Raw genomic sequence first — 21876 nt, 5'->3', positions numbered from 1 at the left:
ATGTGAGGATATTAAATTGAAATCAAATTTTGCCGAAAGTAAAGCTTTTGAAAACTTAAGCTCATTATTTCGTAATTTAAGCACAACTTTATTAAATTTATCATGATTACCACGCTAATACCCGAGCAACTCTTTGATGGTAAAGAAGTTCATCGCCATCGTCCAATCAGCATTGAGGATGGAAAAATTATCACTTTCGACACAGTTGAAGGTGCAAAAGAAACTAAAGTTTCAGGCTTGCTGGTACCTGGCTTTATCGATGTACAAGTGAATGGCGGTGGTGGCTATTTGTTTAACCATGAGACTAATGTGCAAACATTAAAAGCAATGATTAAAGCTCATAGCCAATTTGGAACAACAGCTTTATTACCCACGTTAATTACCAGTGATTTGTCAACGTTAAATTGTGCAGCAGATGTTATCAGTGAGGCTAGATCAAAACAGATTCCAGGGATTATTGGCGTACACTTTGAAGGGCCACACATTTGCGTGCCAAAAAAAGGTATACATAGTACTGACCACATTAGAGAGCTAAGCCAACAAGAACTAGATGTTTATTGCCGTGATGATTTAGGGATCAAAATTGTTACTGTGGCTCCTGAAAATGTATCTGTTGCTATGATTAAAACGTTAGTTGCTAATCACGTGATTGTTTGCCTAGGCCATTCCAATGCAAGTTATGAGCAAACCCAAGCAGCACTTGATGCTGGGGCTACTGGCTTTACTCATTTATTTAATGCTATGTCAGCACTGACGTCACGTGAACCAAACATGATTGGTGCAGCGCTACTTGATGAAAATAGTTGGTGCGGTTTAATACTTGATGGCCATCATGTTCACCCTGCTACGGCAAAGTTAGCCACACAAGCAAAAGTTGGACGCAAGATGATGCTAGTAACAGATTCTATGTCAACTATAGGCAGTGACCAAGCTCAGTTTAAATTTGATGGTCATAATATCCAGTTATTAGGGGATAAACTCACGAGTCAAACAGGGCAACTTGCTGGGTCAGCCTTAGATATGATCACTGCCGTTAATAATGCTCAAACAATGCTGAATGTATCTCTAGAAGAATCATTAAGGATGGCTAGCTATTATCCTGCACAATTTTTGGGAACTAGCCAACAGCAGGGACATTTATCAATCGGCGCTAATGCTGATTTCACCTTACTTTCAACAACTGACTCGCCACTTCATGTGAAAAACACATGGATTAATGGCAATGCAATATTCTAATTTATAGAGGTTTACCATGCAAAAACTTACCGGACTGATCGCGGCTCCCCATACGCCATTTGGCAAGAATGGTGAAGTTAATCTTCCTGTTATCGATCAAATAGCTAATCACCTAATCGCTCAAGGTGTCAACGGTGTATATATTTGTGGCACTACAGGTGAAGGTTTGAACTGTTCAGTTGTCGAACGTAAAGCTGTAGCTGAGCGCTGGGTTGCTGCTGGCAAAGGTAAGCTTAGTATCACAATCCACACTGGTGCTTTATCGATTGTTGATACCCTAGAATTAACCAAGCACGCAGAAACATTGGATATCTTTGCGACTTCAGTTATCGCCCCTTGCTTCTTTAAGCCAGGCTCCGTTGATGAGCTTGTTGATTACTGCGTCACCGTTGCAGCAGCAGCTCCAACAAAGGGGTTCTATTATTACCACTCAGGTATGTCTGGTGTCATGTTTGATATGGAAGAGTTTCTTATCAAAGCTGACAAAGTTATTCCTAATCTTTCGGGTATAAAATTCAACCATAGCGACCTTTATGAGTATCAACGCTGTAAGCGTGTTTGCGATGAAAAATTCGATATTCCATTTGGTGTTGATGAATTTCTTCCTGGTGGCCTTGCTGTTGGCGCCATTGGCGCAGTGGGTAGTACTTATAATTATGCAGCACCGCTGTACTTAGAAGTTATCGAAGCATTCAACGATGGCGACCAAGAAACAGTAGCGGCTCTTATGGATAAAGTTATTGGTCTTATTCGTCCATTGGTAGAGTATGGTGGTGTTGCTGCAGGCAAAGCTGCAATGCTTCTTCATGGTATAGATGTAGGTGATCCACGTCGTCCAATTCGCGCTCTTTCGGCTGAAGATAAAGAAAGTGTTGTGGCTAAAATGAAAGCCGCTGGTTTTATGGAACATGTGCCTGCTAAACACAGTTAATGGTGAGAAATGTCAGGCTAATCATCGGATAAGTCTTGTGTGTAAGCATTTTAAATATATTAGCCGCAAAAATGCGGCTTTTATTGATTAGAACAACAAAATCAGAAACTGCGTGCAACGGGTATTAGAAAAAATTTAATTTTTTTATAGGTATAAAACAATGCAAATTAAATTACTCTTACTCATATTATTGGTGTTGAGCTTAGCTATTACTCATTGCGGTACTGTTACAGAATTTAAAAAACCTAAAATTTTTGTGATTATGGTGGATGATTTAGGTTTTTCAGGATTAAAAAGCTATGGTGGCGAACTGGGCAAAAGCTCAGTGACTATTGCTCAAGTTTTAGCTTCACACAGGTTAAGTACCCAACAACCTTTAATGATGAATCAATTCAAGCCTTCTTAGGGCTAGATATAAGCCAAGTGTTAATTAAGTAAAAACCAATATGTGTACGTACTCTTTGTCGGCAACATTAAGGTAACAAAACGATTAGAAAAGGTAATTGGAAATTAGTTGCAGAATATGCAGGTTCTTGGAGTAGTGTGCGAGCGTATCCGAATAAAGGTAAATAGGAGCTATATAACATAGCTAAAGATCATACTGAATTAAAAAACTTAGCAAAAATTCATCCTGATAAAGTCGCGGCATTTGCTGCTAAGTGGCAACACTAGGTCGGTGATACTTGCGCAAGACCATGGCATAATTTTATTAAAATGATGAAAGCGGAATAAAAATTTTCTAATTGCCCGATTATTTACATTTCTTTTCGGGAATTTAATAGCCGTATATTCAAATTCAAACAGAGGTAAGAATGTTTAAGCTCCTAAGTATTATATTGTTAACTATTTTTATATTTTCACCAAAGCAGGTTATGGCTAAAGATATCAATACAGGTCAGAAAAAACCTAACGTCTTATTTATTGCGATTGATGATCTCAATGATTGGGTAGGGTTTCTAGGGGGGCACCCTAATGCTAAAACACCTAATTTAGATAGAATTGCTGAGCGAGGTGTATATTTTACTAAGGCCTATACGGTTTCACCTATTTGTGGGCCTTCTAGAGCCAGTGTATTAACGGGGATGCGACCAGAAACGACTGGGGTTTATCATAATAAGGGAATGTATAAAGACTATGTACCTGACGCAGTAGCATTACCCAAATTCTTAATGAACAATGGCTACCATGTGATGGGGGCGGGTAAAATCAATCACGCTATGGGTATGATTGTACCTGAAAACTATAATGAATACGGACCAGATTCTGGCGCTATTGGCGGCCCTTTTACACGAGAAGAGTTAAATATAACACCAGGTAAAAAAATAGTGAGAAAGGATATACTTGGTTTTACGATTAAAGAGCAAAGCGGCATAGTAAAAAATGTTTACCCAGGTAAAGTGATTAAGCGGGGCACGTTAGAAGCAACGTTACCATTAAATGGTATTGACAATACCTTAGACAGACCTTTAAATGGTTATAATACTTTTGATTGGGGCCCTGTCAACGTAACTGACGCTGAAATGCCCGATGGAAAAGTGGCTAATTGGGCGACTGAAAAACTTGCAGAAGACCACACAAAACCATTCTTTTTAGGTCTTGGTTTTTATCGTCCACACCAACCTTTTTATGCACCTAAAAAGTACTTCGATGCTTTTGCAAATGAAACCATTGCCTTACCTAAAGTACAACGAAATGATTTATCAGATCTTTCCTCAACGGCCCGTCAGTACGCTCATTATCCTTGGTCAGGCAGTTTTGACCGCGTACAAAAGCATAATGTATGGCAAGCAGGTGTCTTGGGGTATTTAGCCTCAATTAACTTTACAGATGCACAAGTAGGAAAAGTATTAGATGCTTTAGATAACAGTCAATACAAAGATAACACCTTAATTGTTTTATGGAGCGATCACGGTTGGGAATTAGGCGAAAAAGAACATTGGGGTAAACATTCACCTTGGGAAGGCTCTACTCGTGTCCCTTTTATTATCGTACCGCCCAAATCAGCAAAATTAAAACAAGGCGCACAAACAAGTTTTACCAGCTTACTTGATATCTACCCAACAATTGCAGATTACGCCAATCTACCTATCCCGGCTAATTTAGAAGGTAAGTCACTTAAAAGCCTTGTCGCGGGTACACAAGATAAAGTAAGAAACTATAATATTACGACACTAGGGCGTGCAAGTTATGCACTCCGTATAGACGACTGGAAATTTATTCGTTATTACGACGGTAGTGAAGAATTATACGATTTGTCTGTAGATCCGAACGAGTGGAAAAATTTAGCTAGTGAAGAACAATATCGCCAGAAATTGGTGAATTACAGAAAGCTGTTACCTGTTGATGCACGCTTTAAACAATTAATTCATTATAACGAATATAAAGCCATTATGACCGCACAAGACGAATTTCATCTTTACAGCATGATGCATGATAAAAATGGCATTGGCGAGCAAGAAGAAATGTCCAGAGAGTACCCAGAAATTGTGGCAACCATTAAGCGCATGTTGAAAGAGCAAAAGATTACTAAACGTCATGTAAATCTATCTATGTGATGATTTTACATCTTATAAGGGGCGTAAATGTTAATTAAAACAGCTAAAAATTTATAATTCTGCTAGAAAACAATTATAAATTGAGCATTACTAGCTCAGACGTAATCTGACAGTGACCTGTATTTCTATGGGTGACTGTCAGTTTAGATTTGAGCTAAATTCTTATCAGCCCAAATCGACTTTCCATCAAGGAATGTTTCAAATGGTGCTTTGCAACCGCACACTATTCTCGGATATGTTCGCGCATTAATGTAATAAACCATCCTACCCTCCAGATCTTTTTGAAGTTCTTTAAGCGTGCCGTAGAGCTTTTTTGCGGAACATAACCTGATAGCACTCGTTAAGTATCGTTTTGTGAAACCGTTCGCAGATTACGTTGGTTTGAGATGACATTACCTTAGTTTTTTGTGTGGTCGATTCAGATATATTAATTGGTGATAGAAGAAGAGATGTTACTTGAATTCGATAATTTCGCTAACCGCCGTGATGGTAAAAGCACTAAAAAGTCAGTCGGTTATAGCGTGTGCGCTGGGGTTACTTATATATACTGTTCAAATTCCCTCGAGAACTCCCTATAGCGACATACCACGAATACCATCAAATCGCTGAATAGTGTTATCAGGAAGAAATTCAAAAAGCGTAAGCTGTTTCCTTCTGACGAATCAGCGAAGAAAGTGGTTTATCTTGCGATAGAAGTGATATCAAAAAAAATTTACAATACCAATAAGAAATTGGAAAACGGCCTTAAATCGACTTATGATTGAATTTGAAGACCGTTTAAAGAGCTTTACTAAAATTGGGCTGCTACACAAAAGGTCTTACAGACTCTTTAAAAGTTGTGATAAAAACCAAACTCGTCATTGAGCTTTCTATTTTGTTTATCTGCCCATTGATAATAACTTTGATCGTTAAGCATCGATGCGGCTTCTTTGTCTATTAATATCACTGCATTTTCATGCATTTGTAATATTGACGCCGGGCAGTTAGCACTAACCGCGCCTGTAATCATATCTTTAACTGCTTGAGCTTTATTTTTACCTGTTGCCATTAGTAGCACATAGCGAGCATCCATTATTGTAGCAATACCCATAGTCATCGCCATGGCGGGTTGTAATTCATTTTCAGAAAATAAACGACTGTTATCCGTTAAGGTTTGCTGAGTTAGTGTTTTAATTCGTGTTCTAGAGGTTAGGCTAGATGTTGGTTCATTAAAACCAATATGACCATTAGCACCTATGCCAAGTATTTGTAAATCAATGCCACCGGCTTGCTTGATTTTTTTTTCATATGATAGGCCTTGTTCACGTGGGTTTTGATCTTGGTTACACGTAGGTAAGAAAGTATTATCCTGGTTTATATCAACGTGATCAAAAAGATTAGCTTTCATAAAACTGCGGTAACTTTGGGGGTCACTTTCATTTATTGAGTGATACTCATCAAGGTTAAAACTAGTCACATTGGTAAAGCTGCAGTTTCCTGCTTTATGCATCGTAACTAGCTCTTGATATAAGCGAATGGGGGTGCTTCCTGTTGCCAAACCTAATACCGGATTTTCTTTTTCTTTGATAAGGCTTTGTACCCAAGTCGCCGCGGCAATAGCAACTTCTTGGCTATCATCATAAATAATAATTTGCATAAAAATCCTACTATTTTCTTTGTATACTGTGATTGTTGATATGCTTTGCATAATAATAAGCGCCAATTAAGTCGGCATCAGCGCCACATTGTGGTGCTCTCACGGTTAATTGATAGATTTCTGGCAGTTGTGCAACTTTCTTAGTAACTTGTTCGAAAAATAGCGGAGCACTACCAACACTCCCACCTAAAATAATGTTATTTGTACCTGTTGTTGCTTTTATATTGGCAATCAAATCTGTAATAGCACTTGTACATTGATTAATTAATTCTGCTATTTCGGGTAAATCGGCATATTGTTGAAAAACTTCTTTGCAATTCACCGTCTTATTTATTAGTACTGAAGCTTGTTTTGCTATTGCTGTACCTGATGCTATTGCTTCTGCACAGTTTACTCTACCGCAATGACAAGGGATTGAATGCTGAGCTATATGTTGAACTGATGTATGACCTAGATGAGCACAGAACCCGTCGCCGGATGTCACGAGTTGGCCATTTTGAATTATGCCGCCGCCAATGCCAGTTGATACAGTAATGTAGACTAAGGTTTCACCAGCTTTATCCGTATATTCAGTCATGCTATTGGTTTTATTATTTTTAATAAAACAGTATTCAGCCCATGCTGCTGAGGCTGCGTCATTGAGTAAAAATACCGGCATATTAAAGCCAGCTTCAAGCTGCGACTTTAATGGCAGCTTTTTTTTAGCAGAAAGAAAATTAACGTGCTCACTACCTACTTGACCGGTACAAGCAATAGCAGCATATTCTGATTTTTCTATCCAACCTTGACAAAGTTTTACTAAATGTTCAGGCAGGTTGACTAGGTCACTATGAATAATAGATTCAACTTTACGCTGCTCAATTATTTGGCCATTGTCCATGAGAGCGGCAGATATCTTAGTGCCGCCAACATCTATTGCTATAATCATCGAGTTGTTTACCTTATTTCTTCGCGCTGTCAATACTATTAACAAACCATTGCGCAATATGCTCTACGCGTGTAATTGCTGAACCAACGGTTACTGAAAAAGCACCGAGCTCAATGGCTTTTGCTGCGCGCGCTGGAGAGTTATACCTTCCTTCAGCAATAACATTTAATCCTTGTTCTACCCAACGGGTTACTAATGCATAATCGGGCTCACTGGGAGTGTTATCTAAATCTGTATAACCGGACATAGTACTGCCAATAAAAGTGCAACCATGTTTTGCTAACATCATGCCTGTATCAAAATCTGCGCAATCGGCCATAGCTACACAACCAGCAGTGTGAATAGCCTCAAGCAGATCCAACATTGCTGTCGGGCGCTCACGATCTGTACCATCAAAAGCAATAATACTTGCACCAGCTTCTGCTAAGGCTTTTACATCTTCAATGAAGGGGGTAATGCGTACTGGGCTATCATCTAAGTCCCTTTTAACAATGCCTACAATAGGTATTGAGGTTGATTTCGCAACCGCACGAACATTTTCAACCCCTTCTATTCTAATCCCTTTTGCACCGCCATCAATAGCGGCCAATGCCATGGCAACAACGTGTTCAACTTTGTCCATTGGTCCATTATCAACGGGCTGACAGGAAGCAATTAAAGACTGCTTTAATGAAGATAACAGTTGTTTTTCTAATGTTTTATTGACTACAGACATTCGTGTTTCCTATAAGAATTTTAAGATGATTCATTAGCAGGGGATTGCATTGTGTATAAAGTCAACCCTGTTAAATCTTTTTTCAAACTGGGTGCTAAAAAACTGCCCAAATAGCCAAATATTAAACAGGAGACTATACCTATTGTGCCGAATATATAACCATTAGCCCAACCCATTAGCCAAGCAGATACCATGGTGGCGACACCAGAGAAAATACCTACCAGAGCACCAAATGCATTAGCTTTTTTGGTTAAAGCGCCGAGAATAAATAAGCCCCCTAAAGCGCCCATGAACATACCAATAACTTTAAAATAAGCGGACATTAATGAGCGAATCTCTGGGTTGATAAATATAAGCCCAGCGAGCGTTCCCAGTACCCCCATAATAAAGGTTAACCAACGTGCAGCATTCATATACCCTTTTTCAGTTTTTACTAAATTAAATGGGCGAACGAAATCCGTCACAACGGTAGTTGCGATTGAGTTCATACTGGTTGATACTGTTGATTGCGCGGCGGCAAAAATACCGGCCACAATAAGACCAGCAAGACCAATAGGTAACTCTGTAGCTATAAAGGTTGGAAATATTTGATCTATTTGAATGGTAGGGTCTAATTTACCTGGGTTTAATTGGTAAAATACATAAAGCCCAGTGCCGAGACAGAAAAACAGTAGGGCGCCGGGGGCTGCAAGTCCCGCATTTGCCCAGATAGACTTACTCGCTGCGGCAGGATCTTTAGTGACCATATAGCGCTGAACAACCGATTGATCCGATGTATAGCTTGAAAGGTTTTGACCAATACCGCCAAGAATTATAACCCAAATAGATAAAGACGTTATACTGCTAGCACTAAAGTCAACATTGACCATAGTGAACTTATCATCTTGAAAGCCTATAGTAATAAAGTCATTTAATCCGTTATCTAAACCTAAAATAATGACAACAAAACAAACGATTGCACCAACAAGTAGTACTACGGTTTGTATGGTGTCAGTCCAGATTACTGCTTCAATACCTCCCATGGTGCAATAGAGTAAACACAACACACCCATAATTAAGACACTTTCACTGGCCGATAATGGTGTAACTGCAGACAACGCTAGGGCCGTTACTGCCATTACAATGCCCATACGACTAATATGGAACAGAGTAAATAAACCACTCGCAAATAATCTTACGCCCATGTTAAAGCGTTTTGAAAGATATTCGTAAGCACTGGTTGCATCAATTTGGCGAAAAAATGGCATAACAACATAAATCGCTATTGGTGCCACAGCAATGATCATCCAGATACCGATAAGCAGTAGCCAGTTAGTTTGGTAAACCACAGCAGGCAATGCAACATATGTTAATGAACTTAGCATGGTGGCATAAATTGAACAGGCAGCTGCCCACCAAGGGATTGTTTGACCACCACGGAAGTAATCATCAGTATTCTTATTTTTAAAGACAAAAAACAGCCCGACCAAAACCATCGACAGTAAGTAGACGATTAATACAGTCATATTCACCCAACCAAAGTCTTTTGCCGGAAGTACAGCCTTCATTTGATAGAGCTTTAATGAGCCTTGGTCATCAACAGTGCGATTTAATGAAAAAATATCGCCGTTAGTACTGCTGACACTTTCACTAATAAGGTAATTCTTGGTGTCAACGCTATTTTTAGGTTGCGTGGCTGAATATTCTGTCCAACTCTTCGTAATAGCATTGTACGACAAAGTATTACCTTGATCTGTAAAGGCTAAAATATGTGACTGGCCTAAGGTACTTACGCTATTAATTTTTGCTATATTGTTTTCTTTGGCATTAATAATGCCACTGAAAGGTTGCCACTTTTGAAGAGAACTTTCGAGTGCAGGATCGAACTTCCAATAGCCATCAATGGCTATTAAATCATCTTGATAAGAGTTAGCAGCATTCGGCAGTAGGTAACCACCTATTGCAAAAATTTTATTACCGCTACCATCATTCTGAACTGCTAACTTAACACCGTTTTGATAAGGGAATGTATTGCTGGCTAAAGGCAATGAAGGAAGTGTATTCCATGAAACGTTTATATTAAATTGTTCTACTAGATTATTATCGTGAATAAGTTCATTTTTGCTATCAACCAATGAACTTAAATCAATCGAATAAAAGTTATTTTTTGCGTCAGAGCCCGTTAACACATAGAGCGTATCTTTGATGATAACTGACGAGGGAGACATTGCTGCACGTGGTAATGAAGGTAAAGCATAACTGTTCAATGTTTGGGATTCGGCTTGCCAAGTAACAATATTCACTAAGTTCGAAGCTGTATTATTGGCAATCCCTCCAATAACGACAGTCGAACCATAAAAACTCGTAGTGGCTGCAAAAGCTCGATTGCCGAGAGTTTCTGCCAAATCATGCTCAAAAAGTTGTTGACCATGAACTACTAGCATGCTTTTTGCCGGAGCTGTTGTGCCTATTAACTGCTCAGCAACGTAAGGCGGAGTATTCGATTTTAGCCCTGAAGAAATAAGTAAATTATTATTTTGCTCATTAATATAAGCCCCGTGACCTACCTTTATTTCATTAACGACGTTTGGCGTTATTTCTTGCCAATTGATAAGGACTTCTGCAACTGAAATCAACGGCATCATTAAAAGTAAAACAATTGTGGATTTATATAATTTTCTTATCATAAGGGCTCAAGTAATATTGTTTTGTGCTGTATACCTGTTATACCACCAGAGAGAGATTAAAGCTAGAAAATAATATCAAAAGCTTTGCTGGAATAGTGCCTTATAAAACAGAAGGGGAGTTATTGAATGGGAATATGTGAAACTGGCAGACTACCTTTATTGGTAGCCTCCATAAAACTTAAATTATTGGCTCTGAGTTAAGTGATTAAGGCTGTATCTATTTAGGTGATCGCTATTGTTCACTATAATACTTATCAAATACATACTCTACATGCCTTGTTAAGCATTTATCTGCGCCTTCAACATCATGATTTTTAATACAATTAAATATTTCCACATGACCTTGATAGCTTTTAGCATTTAACTCTTCGGAAATACTTTTTTCTGGTCTTGCATCGATCACCCAGTCAACTAATGCTTGATGAATCGCTAAGAATATTGGATTACCTGGCATTGAAGCTATAACTCTGTGAAAGTAAATGTCGGTTTTCTTAAATTGATTGTTATTATTTACTGACTTTCCGTTAAGTTCTAACGCTTTTTCTAATTCTTGAATTTGTTCTTCAGTGGCGAATTCTGCAGCATATCTGACTAAACTAGACTCAAAAAACTTTCTCAATTGGTCAAAGTATTGGAGGCCATTAGGCTGTGCTAGAAAGTCCTTAGACATACCTGATAGTTCAGATATTATAGTATCCGCCGAAGGTCTCGTTACTCGTGTTCTTTCACCACTGCTAATTTTTACTAACCCTTTACGAGCTAATGCTGAAAGTGCATCTCTAATTGAAGGTCTTCCTACGCCAAATGCTACCATCAACTCTCTCTCTGAGGGTAATGCATCTCCCTCAGCTATTTCGCCTTGACGAATCATCAGCTCTAATTCTTCTTCCACCGTTTCCGATAGTTTTTTTCGTTCTACGGGACGTTTGATGGTAATCGGCATAATTTAATCCTTACATAATAACAAATTCACCTATTTTACTATTATACCAAGTGAAACTTGAATGTATATATCAAAAATTTCAATTTATTAAATTCGTTTACTTTATGCTCGATATTTTGTTGTTTACTTGTTTGGTGTACCTATTATACCATTGCGTAGTGTGTTATGTTGAGAGTGCATATTGATGATTGAGCACATTAGTAGAATTATTCATTACGGTAGTGATAAGCAACAGTATGGCCGGTTGATTAAGGCGAACTTCGAGAAAAAAATTCCTGTTGTCGTTGTTATACATGGTGGTTATTGGAAAGATAATCATGATTTAGACACATATCCTACTACAGCGATTGTTGAATATTTAAAGTCTTTTGATGTTGCTATTTGGAATTTGGAATATAGGCGAATGGAGGCCATTGGTGAAAATACAAAAGCGCCATGGCCAGCTTTACATATGGATATAGCTGACGGAATAGACTTTTTAACAGACATTTCAATCGAAGAGAACTTAGATTTATCGCGTATTTTAATTATCGGTCATTCTGCTGGTGGACATCTAGCGACTTGGGCAGGGTGTAGAGACAAAATTCCTTGTACTAGTGTTTTGTTTAAAACGTCAGCTTTAAAAATTAAATGCGTCTTATCTATTGCTGGAATTTTGAATTTATCTAACAGCGAAGATGTTGACCAACCTGAGCAAGTTTGTCGTCTAATGGGGGGAGGATATGAACAGTTTCCTGAGCGTTATAAAGCCTGTGACCCTAACCTGTTAGATGTTTCTGGCGTAAATCTTAGTATCGTGCATGGTAATAAAGATAAATGCGTAGAAATTAGCCAAGCATTAAGTTACTGCGAAAATGCCTCATCGGATGTGGAAAAAACATTTTTATCACAAGCCGACCATTTTTCTATGCTACCTCATGAAGGCGTGTGGCATCAAGAATATTGGCTTCAGTTAAAAAACATCATAAACAAAAAAATAGTAGCCCTAGGCTAATTATTGGAATATTAGTATTAAGGAAATAAAGTGAATAGCAGAGAATCTTTAACTAGTTGGCAAAAACTGGTCAATCATAGTGCCGAAATGAAAAATCAACACATGAATGATTTGTTCAAAGAAAATAAGCACCGCTTTGATGACTTTTCAATTAAATTACCCTCAATGTTGCTTGATTACTCTAAAAACTTACTGACTGAAGAAACGATTACGCTACTACTTGATTTTGCAAAAGAGTGTCAGCTTGAGCTGTGGCGAGAAAAAATGTTTAGCGGTGACAAAATAAATAGTACCGAAGAGCGTTCTGTTTTACACACATTATTACGAGATAGAAGTGAAGAGCCTTTTATCCTTGATAAACAAAACATCAAGCAAGATATCACGAATGCTCTGAATAAAATGAAAGCATTTACTGACTGTGTTCGTCAAGGGAAATGGCAAGGCTATAGTGGTAAGCGCATAACTGATGTGGTAAACATTGGCGTTGGGGGGTCCAATTTAGGGCCGCAAATGGTAACTGAAGCATTAAAGCAATACAGTGATAATAGCGTTAATGTTCATTATGTTTCGAATGTTGATGGTACTCAGATTGCCAATGTTTTACGGCCCCTTAACCCTGAGAAAGTTCTTTTTATTGTCTCTAGTAAAACCTTTACGACCACAGAAACCATGACTAATGCTCAAACAGCAATGAAATGGCTAGTTGCGGCATCATTTGATTCTTCTGCTATTAGCAAGCACTTTGTCGCAGTATCAGCCAACAAAACTAATGCGCTTGAATTTGGTATTGCAGCTGAAAATATATTTGATATGTGGGATTGGGTTGGTGGACGTTTCTCTCTTTGGTCTGCAATTGGTCTGCCTATTGCTCTAGATTTAGGTTTCGATAAATTTATCGAACTGCTTGAGGGAGCTTATGAGATTGACCAACATTTCCAAAAAGCTGAATTAAATGAAAATGCACCTGTCATTTTAGCACTAATAAGTGTTTGGAATTGTACTTTTCTAGGAGCCAAGTCACAGGCTATTTTACCATACGATCAATCTTTACATATGCTATCAGCTTATTTACAACAAGCTGAAATGGAAAGTAATGGTAAATCTGTTAGTTGGGATGGCGACGATATTTCTTATCCTACAGTTCCGTCTATATGGGGAGAGTTAGGAATAAATGGTCAGCATGCATTCTATCAATACTTACATCAAAGCAATAACGTTATTCCAGCTGACTTTATTGGTTCTATTCAAAGTGCGACACCGGTACAAGGGCATCATGAAACACTTATGGCTAATTTTTTCGCGCAAACTCAAGCGTTAATGCAAGGAGTGGATGAAGAGCAAGTAAGAGCTGATCTATGCGCTAAAGGCCGCAGCGAGGAATACATTGATAATGTAGCACCACATAAAGTTCACCAAGGTAATCGACCTAGCAATAGTATTTTGATGAAGCGAATTTCCCCTAAAAGCCTCGGTAGTTTAATTGCGCTGTATGAGCATAAAATTTTCGTTCAGGGCATATTATTAAAAATTTGTTCTTTTGATCAATGGGGAGTTGAGCTTGGTAAAGGATTAGCTAACAAAATTCAGCAAGAACTAGTTAATAGCGAAATTAATGTTGAGCATGATAGTTCAACTCAAGGGCTCATTGGCTACTATATGAAATCACTATTTTAGTATCTCGACATTGGTTCAATATAAGTTGTTTTATATAAAAAGTGTCGGATTTAGATTTTTCATAAATATGGCTATCTTTATATATGTTATTAATAGAGATTGCTTCAAGTTAATGATTTCTAGATCCTCTTTATAATTAGACAGCTGAACAGGTTCACTTTAGGAAGCGTAAAACTTTTCATTCTCATCTTTGAATGATGTCTTATCTGAAAAGTTTTCTGTCCCTGATAATAGGAACTCCAAAAATAATTCTGATGAGTAGTTAATTTGATCTTATATGAAGATCATAAGGTTTTACTGTAGCATTGGCTTCTCGGATTAATTCACACAAGAAAAATATCATTCAATGCAGTGGTACTATTTATAAAAATATGTCTACCGTTGTGATCAATCACTACCTACGATTTTGGTATTTAGTTCTAAAACATATATTAAATTCGTTGTCATATTCGATAATATTGCAAAGCACCTTTATTCAGGTAGCTTTCTTGTCCCCTATTTGTTAAAGGTTAATATATGAGCCATTCGGTAGCTAATGGGTATTATATTAAGCAAAGGAAAGTCTACTTTTAAAAAGTTTGGGATTGCATGTACTAGCAACTAGGGGAGAAAGTATGAGCCAAGACGAGTTAGCAATTAAAGTTGCTGATAGCCGCTCAACAAAAAAAACTTGAATCAGCAAGCTTGTTCGTGCACTTAGCCAGCTTGATTTGCTTGAATTCATATTCGCCGGTGCTTGTTTAGGGGGGCTCACTGGTCTTTTTCGGGATGATACCCTTAACCGTCTGTACTTATGAGTAAGTGTTTTGCTATTAAAAATAAACCCGATAGAAGGATACTTCTATCGGGTTTAGCATTCTTGATAACTAGTGATAATAATTAAGGGTTATATGTCACATCTAAGCTAACACCATTTGCTGCTGAATAACCGTAAATGCCGATATGCCACGTATCTGCTGTTGGGTTAGTGAATGAACAAGTTTCATTGTTACCACCCTTGTATGGACGACAATCATAGGTTGATGAGGTCGGCTGTGCACCTCTTCTAATGTACATGTCTGCATCACCAGTTCCACCACTCATGGTAAAATCTAATGTTGCCATACCGGCTGGAATGTCAATAGTGTAATAAGTCCATGCACGACGACCAACACTGATGTCTGTTACTGAAGCACTACCGCCAGTCGCGCCGCCACCTGTGCTAGGCTCGGTAAAGCTGCCGGTTAAGCTAACACCACTGAATGTCGAATAAGCAACTACCTTAACGTAGTAAGTGCCTGCTTGAACGTTAGATATTGGGCAGCTTTCGCTGTTACCACTAGCGTATGGACGACAATCATAACTGCTGCTTGTTGGCGCTGAACCAAATTTCACGTATAAATCAGCATCGCCTGTACCGCCTGTCATATCGAATGATAGGTTCGTAGCGCCTGCAGGTACTTCCATGGTAAAGCTAAGTTCAGAGCTAGAGCCTAAATTGGCTTTAGCCACACTGTTTTCAAGTGTATTACCTGTTGTTGGTGGTGGAGTCGTACCACCACAACTATTAGCTAATGCATCAGAAGCCGCTTTTGCCTGTACTAATCCATAACCTGTTTTGTCATCTCTACCCGCAACATCTAAATCAACAGCTGTTGATTTTAATGTGCTTCGTACATCATCTGCACTACAGTTCGGGTTGTTACTCCATACCAAAGCAGCTACGCCAGCGACATGTGGTGTGGCCATTGAAGTGCCGTTGTAATATGCATAATCTTGTGAACCATTTACGGTAACACTTGCGTTCGAGCCTAACTGAGTCATTAGTTGTTGGCCTAAAGCGCGATCAACAGAAACGGTAGGTACTGTAACATCAGTATTAGCGTCAACGAGGAATGGGTTTTGTAAACCAGGGCGATCTGTGTTGCTGTAAACAATGACTGCTGATGCACCTGCGTCGGCACATGCTTTGGCAGGGTTGACTTCAGGGTAGTTACTGCCTTTTTGGTTGTCATTACGCTCAGCTAAACAAACATTACCACTGACATCATTACAGCTGTAGCTACTGCCTGAAATGGTACAACTGGCTAGCACGCCATTAGCACTGCCATTGGTATTGCTAACCACATAGTTACCGCCACTTTGAATGTAATGAGTTTGTGGCACAACATCATCATTTCCATAAGTTGTTGAACCAACCGTGATATAGCCTAGTCGGCCGTCACCAGCAACCGTTGATAATATGGCTTCACCTGGAGCTGATATTTCAACTTGGCTTGTATATTGAGAAAATTCTGCATGTTGATTGTTACTGTCTAAGGCACCTACTGCCATAACTGAATCATAAGATGCTGGGTATGACATGGTGCTATTACCATCATTACCAGATGCCGCTATGAGCAATACGCCGGTGTCAGCAGCTGCTTGTAATGCATTTTTCTCTGTATTTGAAGAGCCTGAGCCACCTAAGCTCATGTTAACCACTTTTGCGCCATTATTAACACAAGTATCAACGGCATCTGATAAATCGCCCGAGTAACCCCAACCACTTTCGTTGAATACTTTTACAATGTGCAAGTTTACGTTGGTGTTAGGCATAATACCGACAACACCTTCGGCATTATTAACAGCAGCAATAGTACCTGCCACGTGAGTACCATGTGAGCCACCCGCTTGGTACCAGTTGCCAGTGCCAGAGTTGTTGGTGCCAGCAGCGTTGTTAGCATTTAAGTCTGGGTTTGATTGCTCATAACCTGAATCAATGATACAGACAGTCATGTTAGACGCGTCGGTATCAGCTAATTGGTCTGATTGGGTTTGGCTTATCCCCCATGGTTGGTTCTGTGAGAATAAGTAACGCTGATAATCAGGCTCTATTGACTCAACAGATGGATGCTTACGTAATTTTTCAATAAACTTCTCAACATCTTTTATCGAATGCATTTCATCTAATGCAATGACATGGCTGTTGTTTTTTAAAATTTTTACATGCTTTAAGTTCAAACCAATTTTCTTGGCTAAACCAGGCGGAATAGCTTTACCTTGGTTCTTATCCTTAAAAGTAACAATCAATCGATCGGTGTAGTCGTTGCGGTTGATTTGTTGTTGAGCTCGCCATTCGGCAAAGCTAATCGATGACGATGTTGAGGTAGTGGCGGCTTTAGCGGCTTTGTTTAGTTTTGCCTGTGGTGCAGCATTACTTGCTGTGCTGGTCATGGCTAAAACTGATAAAGCAATCGCATTTAGCGCAAGCTTCTTATTATTTCTCATCTGATATTAACTCCATCATTTGTAATTGACGCTCCTAAATAACAATTTCTTGTAGCAGAGCGTTTTTGAATGTTGATTTGTATTGTTAACAAAAATGCAACAGTAGAAAGATTGAGCTTAAATTGCTTTTTTAACTAGCAATTAATCGACAAGTTTTAATAAAAAAACGACCTGTAATTTGTTTTGTGTTTCTATATCCGATTGAATTTAAAGTGATTTGTGTTCACTTGTCGTTTTTGTTTGAAAACCTGTCGTGTTTTTACTAGGGGGTAAATTAGCAACTGTTACTATCGAAGTATGCGAGAGGCAAGATGCCAATCAGATCGGGTGTATATATCTGTATCAAATGCATAGGAATGGATAGTTCATCTAAAAAAAATTAGCGTCACCCTGTCAAATAATAAAAAGACGCAACAATAAACATAAAGAGATAGTGGAGTACATATGAAGATTTCTAAGTTTGCGACCTCAGTTCTTGCTTTAGCAGTAACAACAGCGTTTTCAGCTCAAGCAGCAGATGACAGATACATTGTTAAAGTTGATGAAAGTAAAAAAGGTGTAGTTAAAGCATTGGCTAAAAAGTTTGGTGCTGATTTCAAGGTAGACGGAAATGGCTTCTTCGCGGCATCGTTTGCGGGTAAAAGCTTGTCAGAAGTTAAAGGTCTATTAAATAATCCGCATGTTCAGTTAGTTGAAGAAGATCTGCGTCGTGTACCATTTTCTCTATATAGTGATGATGCTGGTAATGCGATGACAGAACAGTTGACACCATATGCTGTCTACCAATCTCAAGCTAATCAAGTGTCATTTAATGGCAATGCAGGCATGAAAGTGTGTGTAATCGATTCAGGTTTAGACCGTTCAAACCAAGATTTTGTTTGGGGAAATATCACAGGTGATAACGATTCTGGTACTGGTAACTGGGATGAGCACGGTGGTCCACATGGTACACACGTAGCAGGAACTATTGGTGCGGCTGACAACAATGTTGGTGTTGTAGGTATGGCTCCAGGTGTTGATATGCATATCATCAAAGTATTTAACGCTGATGGTTGGGGCTACTCTTCTGATTTAGCGCATGCTGCTGATAAATGTGCACAAGCGGGTGCAAACATCATCAGCATGAGCTTAGGTGGCGGTGGTGCGAATAGTACTGAAGAGAATGCTTTTAAAGCATTTACAGAAGCTGGCGGTTTAGTTCTAGCGGCAGCAGGTAATGACGGAAACGATGTTCGTTCATACCCTGCAGGTTATTCGTCAGTAATGATGGTCGGTGCAAATGACAACAATGACAATATTGCTGATTTTTCACAGTACCCAAGCTGTACAGTAACGACAGGTCGTGGCAAGAACAGAACGACGACAACAGACGATACGGTTTGTGTTGAAATTACTGCAGGCGGTGTAGACACGTTATCGACTTACCCAGCAGGTATGGCAACAAGTGCATCTATGTCAGCTGATGGTCAAGCTTTTGCTTCATCATCAATGGAAAACTCAGGTAGCGCCGCTGGCAATACTTACTACATGGGTACAGCTGAAGCTGTTGACTCAGGCGCTAATGGTAGCATTTGTATGATTGACCGTGGTGCTATTTCATTCCATGACAAGGTTCAAAACTGTGAGAACTCAGGCGGTATTGGTGCTGTTATTATCAACAATGAAGCAGGTATGCTTTTCGGTACATTAGGCGATACGAATGCGACTTCTATTCCGGCTGTTGGTGCTGCGTTTGAAGACCGCACTGCGTTGTTAGCTGCAAATACAGTGGATATCACAATTGGTACAAGTGACTACGGATTTATGAGTGGTACATCAATGGCAACACCAGCTGTATCTGGTATTGCTGCACTAGTTTGGTCAAACCATAACGGATGTACAGGTACTGAAATTCGTGATGCACTAAAAGCTACTGCACAAGACAGTGGCGCCACTGGGCATGACGTTAACTTTGGTCACGGTATTGCAAAAGCCGCAGCAGCAGATGCTTACTTAACGGCGAACGGTTGTGGTGGTGGTGTTACTCCTCCTCCAACTGGTGATATCTCATTAGACACAAGTACAGGTCGCTCTAAAGGTAAAAACTATGTCAACCTATCTTGGAGCGGTGCAGCAACTTCAAGTGTAGATATTTACCGTAACGGCTCTTTGTTAACAACTACTTCAAATGATGGTTCATACCAAGATCGCTTTAAGTCTTATGGCTCATTCACTTACAAAGTGTGTGACCAAGGTAGCGACAATTGTTCAAGTGAAGTAACAGTAAACTTCTAACTTTTTGAATGAATTAAGTACTTGATGTAGTTCCCTTCAAGTACTTGGTATCCAGCCCATTGATTGGGCTGGATATTTTTCGTTTAGGCCGGTTTAGTTTTTAAAAGACAGTCGTCATAGCGAAATAAAATTATTGAGACTGAGGTGTGTTTAGTTTATGTTTCGTAGTGAAATAGTTTTGTAACAATTTTTTAACAAAGACGACGTTCAAAAAATGTTCGCTACTCAGTGTAAATAGAAAACACCCTAATGTTTTTAAAAATACCTAAGTATTTTAAAAAAGATGTAATGGGCATAGGGGAATTAAAATGTTGAATAATTCAGTAAAAAGAAAAATCAAACAGCTTAGTTTGTTAAGCTTTGCTGGTTTATCAGCTTGGTTAATTAGCCAATCACTATTTAATCAAAGCGAAGTTAAGCAGGGGACACAGTCCTATATTGTTAGCTCTGACAATTACCAACAATTAAAATCAAAAATTAGCGAACTTAACTTAAAACCATCTCATGAGCTCGCAATAATCAATGCCGTTGCCATTGAACTAACGTCGACACAGCTAGAGCTGATAGAGCAAAACCTTAACGTCAATGTCAGCAAGAACTATCAAGTAGAGCTTACTGGTGGTAATGCTTGGGGAAAAAGAAAGTGGCAGCCAAAATCAATTGTTCCCGATTATATTGATGCTAACTTTGCCCATGAAATGCGTAATTTCGGTGATGGTGTCACTATAGGGTTCTTAGATACTGGCCTCGATCAGTTACAAGGAACATCAACAGGCTTAGGTCTATCAACTGATCTATATGGACGAGATAAATTTTGGGGCACATACGACGCCATCAATAATACCGTGAGCAACTACAGCAACGAAGAAAGCGGGCATGGTACTCATGTTGCCAGTATCGCCGGCAATGCTGACTACGATGTTTACGGAAATGTATATGGTGTAGCGCCGAACGCTGCTTTAGTGGGTATTAAAGCGTTTGATGCAGAAGGTAAGGCTACATATGCCGATGTTATTCGTGGCATAGATTGGGCGCTTCAGGTAAAAGATCAAATTAACTTACGTGTATTGAACATGTCTTTTGGTGGTCAACAGCGTTCTTATTATTGGGAAGATCCATTAAACCAAGCGGTAATGAAAGCATGGCAAGCAGGTGTTGTAGTTGTTGCTTCTGCGGGCAACAATGGCCCTGAACCGATGACTATCGGTGTTCCAGGTAACGTGCCGTATATTATTACTGTTGGTGCGATGACAGACAACTTTACCGAATCTGATCAAAGCGATGATAAAGTAGCGACATTCAGCGCTGCTGGACCAACTCCAGCAGGCTTTGTTAAGCCGGAAATTGTTGCACCTGGAGGACATATTCCAGGGCTAATGGCGTTTGATACTGAGATTGTCGGTGCGCATCCTGAATATCACGACGGTGGTAAATATTTTGAAATGTCGGGTACATCACAAGCCGCGGCTGTTGTTTCAGGTGTAGCAGCACTTATGTTGATGCAAGATCCAGCGTTAACGCCAGATCAAGTAAAATGTCGCTTGATGGACAGTGCTCACACTGCCATGACCGAAGACGGTAAATTAGCGTACAGTGTCTTTCAGCAAGGCTCTGGTTTAGTTAATGCAAAAGGAGCGTTACAAAATACAGCGTCCGATTGCGCCAACCAAGCCTTGAATATCGAGCAAGACCTATCTGGTGAACAACATTTTTATGGCCCCGCAAATATTGATGATGATGGCAATTTTTATGTCGAAGGCCTAGGTGAGGAATATGTATGGCGCTTAGGTGACAAGTCTCTTGACGACAATGCAGTTATTTGGCGCTTGAACTACGACAGCAATGCAATTGATTGGAAAAATACTGCTTCTACCGACGCGGTAATATGGCGACTAGATTTTGAAACGAATGCAGTTATTTGGCGCTTGAACTTTGAAACTGACGCGGTTATATGGCGATTGAACTTGGATAGTCCAGAGTCAACAGGTATCAATATTAATACTTGGGTGGACCCTCAATAACGCAACCAAAGCCACTGTGTAAAGCAGTGGCTTTTTTATATATCAATTTCCTAG

At 39.3% G+C, this 21876-nt stretch carries 14 protein-coding genes and 2 pseudogenes; 9 read left to right on the top strand and 7 right to left on the bottom strand.

Annotated elements, in window-relative coordinates:
- Positions 1–102: 102 nt before the first annotated feature.
- From nagA to QUE03_RS17095, 4 genes are all read left to right on the top strand, one after another.
- A complete protein-coding gene (gene nagA, locus QUE03_RS17110) occupies positions 103–1236 on the top strand; it encodes an N-acetylglucosamine-6-phosphate deacetylase (protein WP_286263173.1) in 1134 nt (377 codons plus the stop codon).
- Positions 1237–1252: 16 nt separating this feature from the next.
- Complete coding sequence (locus tag QUE03_RS17105) at positions 1253–2167, top strand: dihydrodipicolinate synthase family protein (protein WP_286263172.1); 915 nt, start codon at positions 1253–1255, stop codon at positions 2165–2167.
- A gap of 160 nt (positions 2168–2327) precedes the next feature.
- Positions 2328–2573 (top strand): hypothetical protein, encoded by a 246-nt coding sequence (locus QUE03_RS17100; protein ID WP_286263171.1) that lies wholly within the window; start codon positions 2328–2330, stop codon positions 2571–2573.
- Between the two features lie 466 nt (positions 2574–3039).
- Positions 3040–4722, top strand: coding sequence for a sulfatase (locus QUE03_RS17095; protein ID WP_286263170.1), 1683 nt, complete (start codon positions 3040–3042; stop codon positions 4720–4722).
- 143 nt (positions 4723–4865) lie between these two features.
- On the opposite strand, the pseudogene QUE03_RS17090 reads toward QUE03_RS17095, so the two are convergent.
- A pseudogene (locus QUE03_RS17090) lies at positions 4866–5130 on the bottom strand (IS481 family transposase); the annotation flags it as partial.
- 173 nt (positions 5131–5303) lie between these two features.
- Between QUE03_RS17090 and QUE03_RS17085 the strand changes: the two are divergent.
- Positions 5304–5502, top strand: a pseudogene (locus QUE03_RS17085) (transposase); the annotation flags it as partial.
- Between the two features lie 49 nt (positions 5503–5551).
- Here QUE03_RS17085 and nagB read toward each other — a convergent pair.
- The 5 genes from nagB to QUE03_RS17060 form a co-directional block, all read right to left on the bottom strand.
- Positions 5552–6358, bottom strand: a complete 807-nt coding sequence (gene nagB / locus QUE03_RS17080) for a glucosamine-6-phosphate deaminase (RefSeq protein ID WP_286263169.1) — start codon at positions 6356–6358, stop codon at positions 5552–5554.
- Positions 6359–6368: 10 nt separating this feature from the next.
- The gene (locus QUE03_RS17075) at positions 6369–7286 is read right to left on the bottom strand and encodes an ROK family protein (RefSeq protein ID WP_286263168.1); all 918 of its coding nucleotides are present in this window, start codon (positions 7284–7286) and stop codon (positions 6369–6371) included.
- Positions 7287–7299: 13 nt separating this feature from the next.
- On the bottom strand, positions 7300–8001 hold the full coding sequence (locus QUE03_RS17070; protein ID WP_286263167.1) for an N-acetylmannosamine-6-phosphate 2-epimerase: 702 nt from the start codon (positions 7999–8001) through the stop codon (positions 7300–7302).
- Between the two features lie 20 nt (positions 8002–8021).
- Positions 8022–10667: a sodium:solute symporter gene (locus tag QUE03_RS17065; protein WP_286263166.1), complete on the bottom strand. Its 2646-nt coding sequence runs from the start codon at positions 10665–10667 to the stop codon at positions 8022–8024.
- Between the two features lie 232 nt (positions 10668–10899).
- Positions 10900–11610, bottom strand: a complete 711-nt coding sequence (locus QUE03_RS17060) for a transcriptional regulator NanR (protein WP_286263164.1) — start codon at positions 11608–11610, stop codon at positions 10900–10902.
- A 184-nt stretch (positions 11611–11794) separates the two neighbouring features.
- Here QUE03_RS17060 and QUE03_RS17055 point away from each other — a divergent pair, with 184 nt between their 5' ends.
- Both QUE03_RS17055 and pgi read left to right on the top strand, forming a co-directional pair.
- Positions 11795–12604 (top strand): alpha/beta hydrolase, encoded by an 810-nt coding sequence (locus tag QUE03_RS17055; RefSeq protein ID WP_286263163.1) that lies wholly within the window; start codon positions 11795–11797, stop codon positions 12602–12604.
- A 30-nt stretch (positions 12605–12634) separates the two neighbouring features.
- Positions 12635–14278 carry a glucose-6-phosphate isomerase gene (gene pgi, locus QUE03_RS17050; RefSeq protein WP_286263162.1) on the top strand — a complete coding sequence of 548 codons (1644 nt, stop codon included), beginning with the start codon at positions 12635–12637 and terminating at the stop codon, positions 14276–14278.
- An 879-nt stretch (positions 14279–15157) separates the two neighbouring features.
- On the opposite strand, the gene QUE03_RS17045 is transcribed toward pgi, so the two are convergent.
- Entirely contained in the window at positions 15158–17527 is a 2370-nt protein-coding gene (locus QUE03_RS17045; RefSeq protein WP_286263161.1) for a S8 family serine peptidase, read from the bottom strand.
- Between the two features lie 444 nt (positions 17528–17971).
- On the opposite strand from QUE03_RS17045, the gene QUE03_RS17040 reads away from it, so the two are divergent.
- Positions 17972–19801, top strand: a complete 1830-nt coding sequence (locus QUE03_RS17040) for a S8 family serine peptidase (protein ID WP_286263160.1) — start codon at positions 17972–17974, stop codon at positions 19799–19801.
- Positions 19802–20109: 308 nt separating this feature from the next.
- Entirely contained in the window at positions 20110–21822 is a 1713-nt protein-coding gene (locus QUE03_RS17035) for a S8 family peptidase (RefSeq protein ID WP_286263159.1), read from the top strand.
- Positions 21823–21876 lie beyond the last annotated feature (54 nt).

This window comes from Thalassotalea atypica, from assembly GCF_030295975.1.
Lineage (GTDB): Bacteria > Pseudomonadota > Gammaproteobacteria > Enterobacterales > Alteromonadaceae > Thalassotalea_F > Thalassotalea_F atypica.
This window is presented reverse-complemented; position numbering and strand designations above follow the sequence as displayed.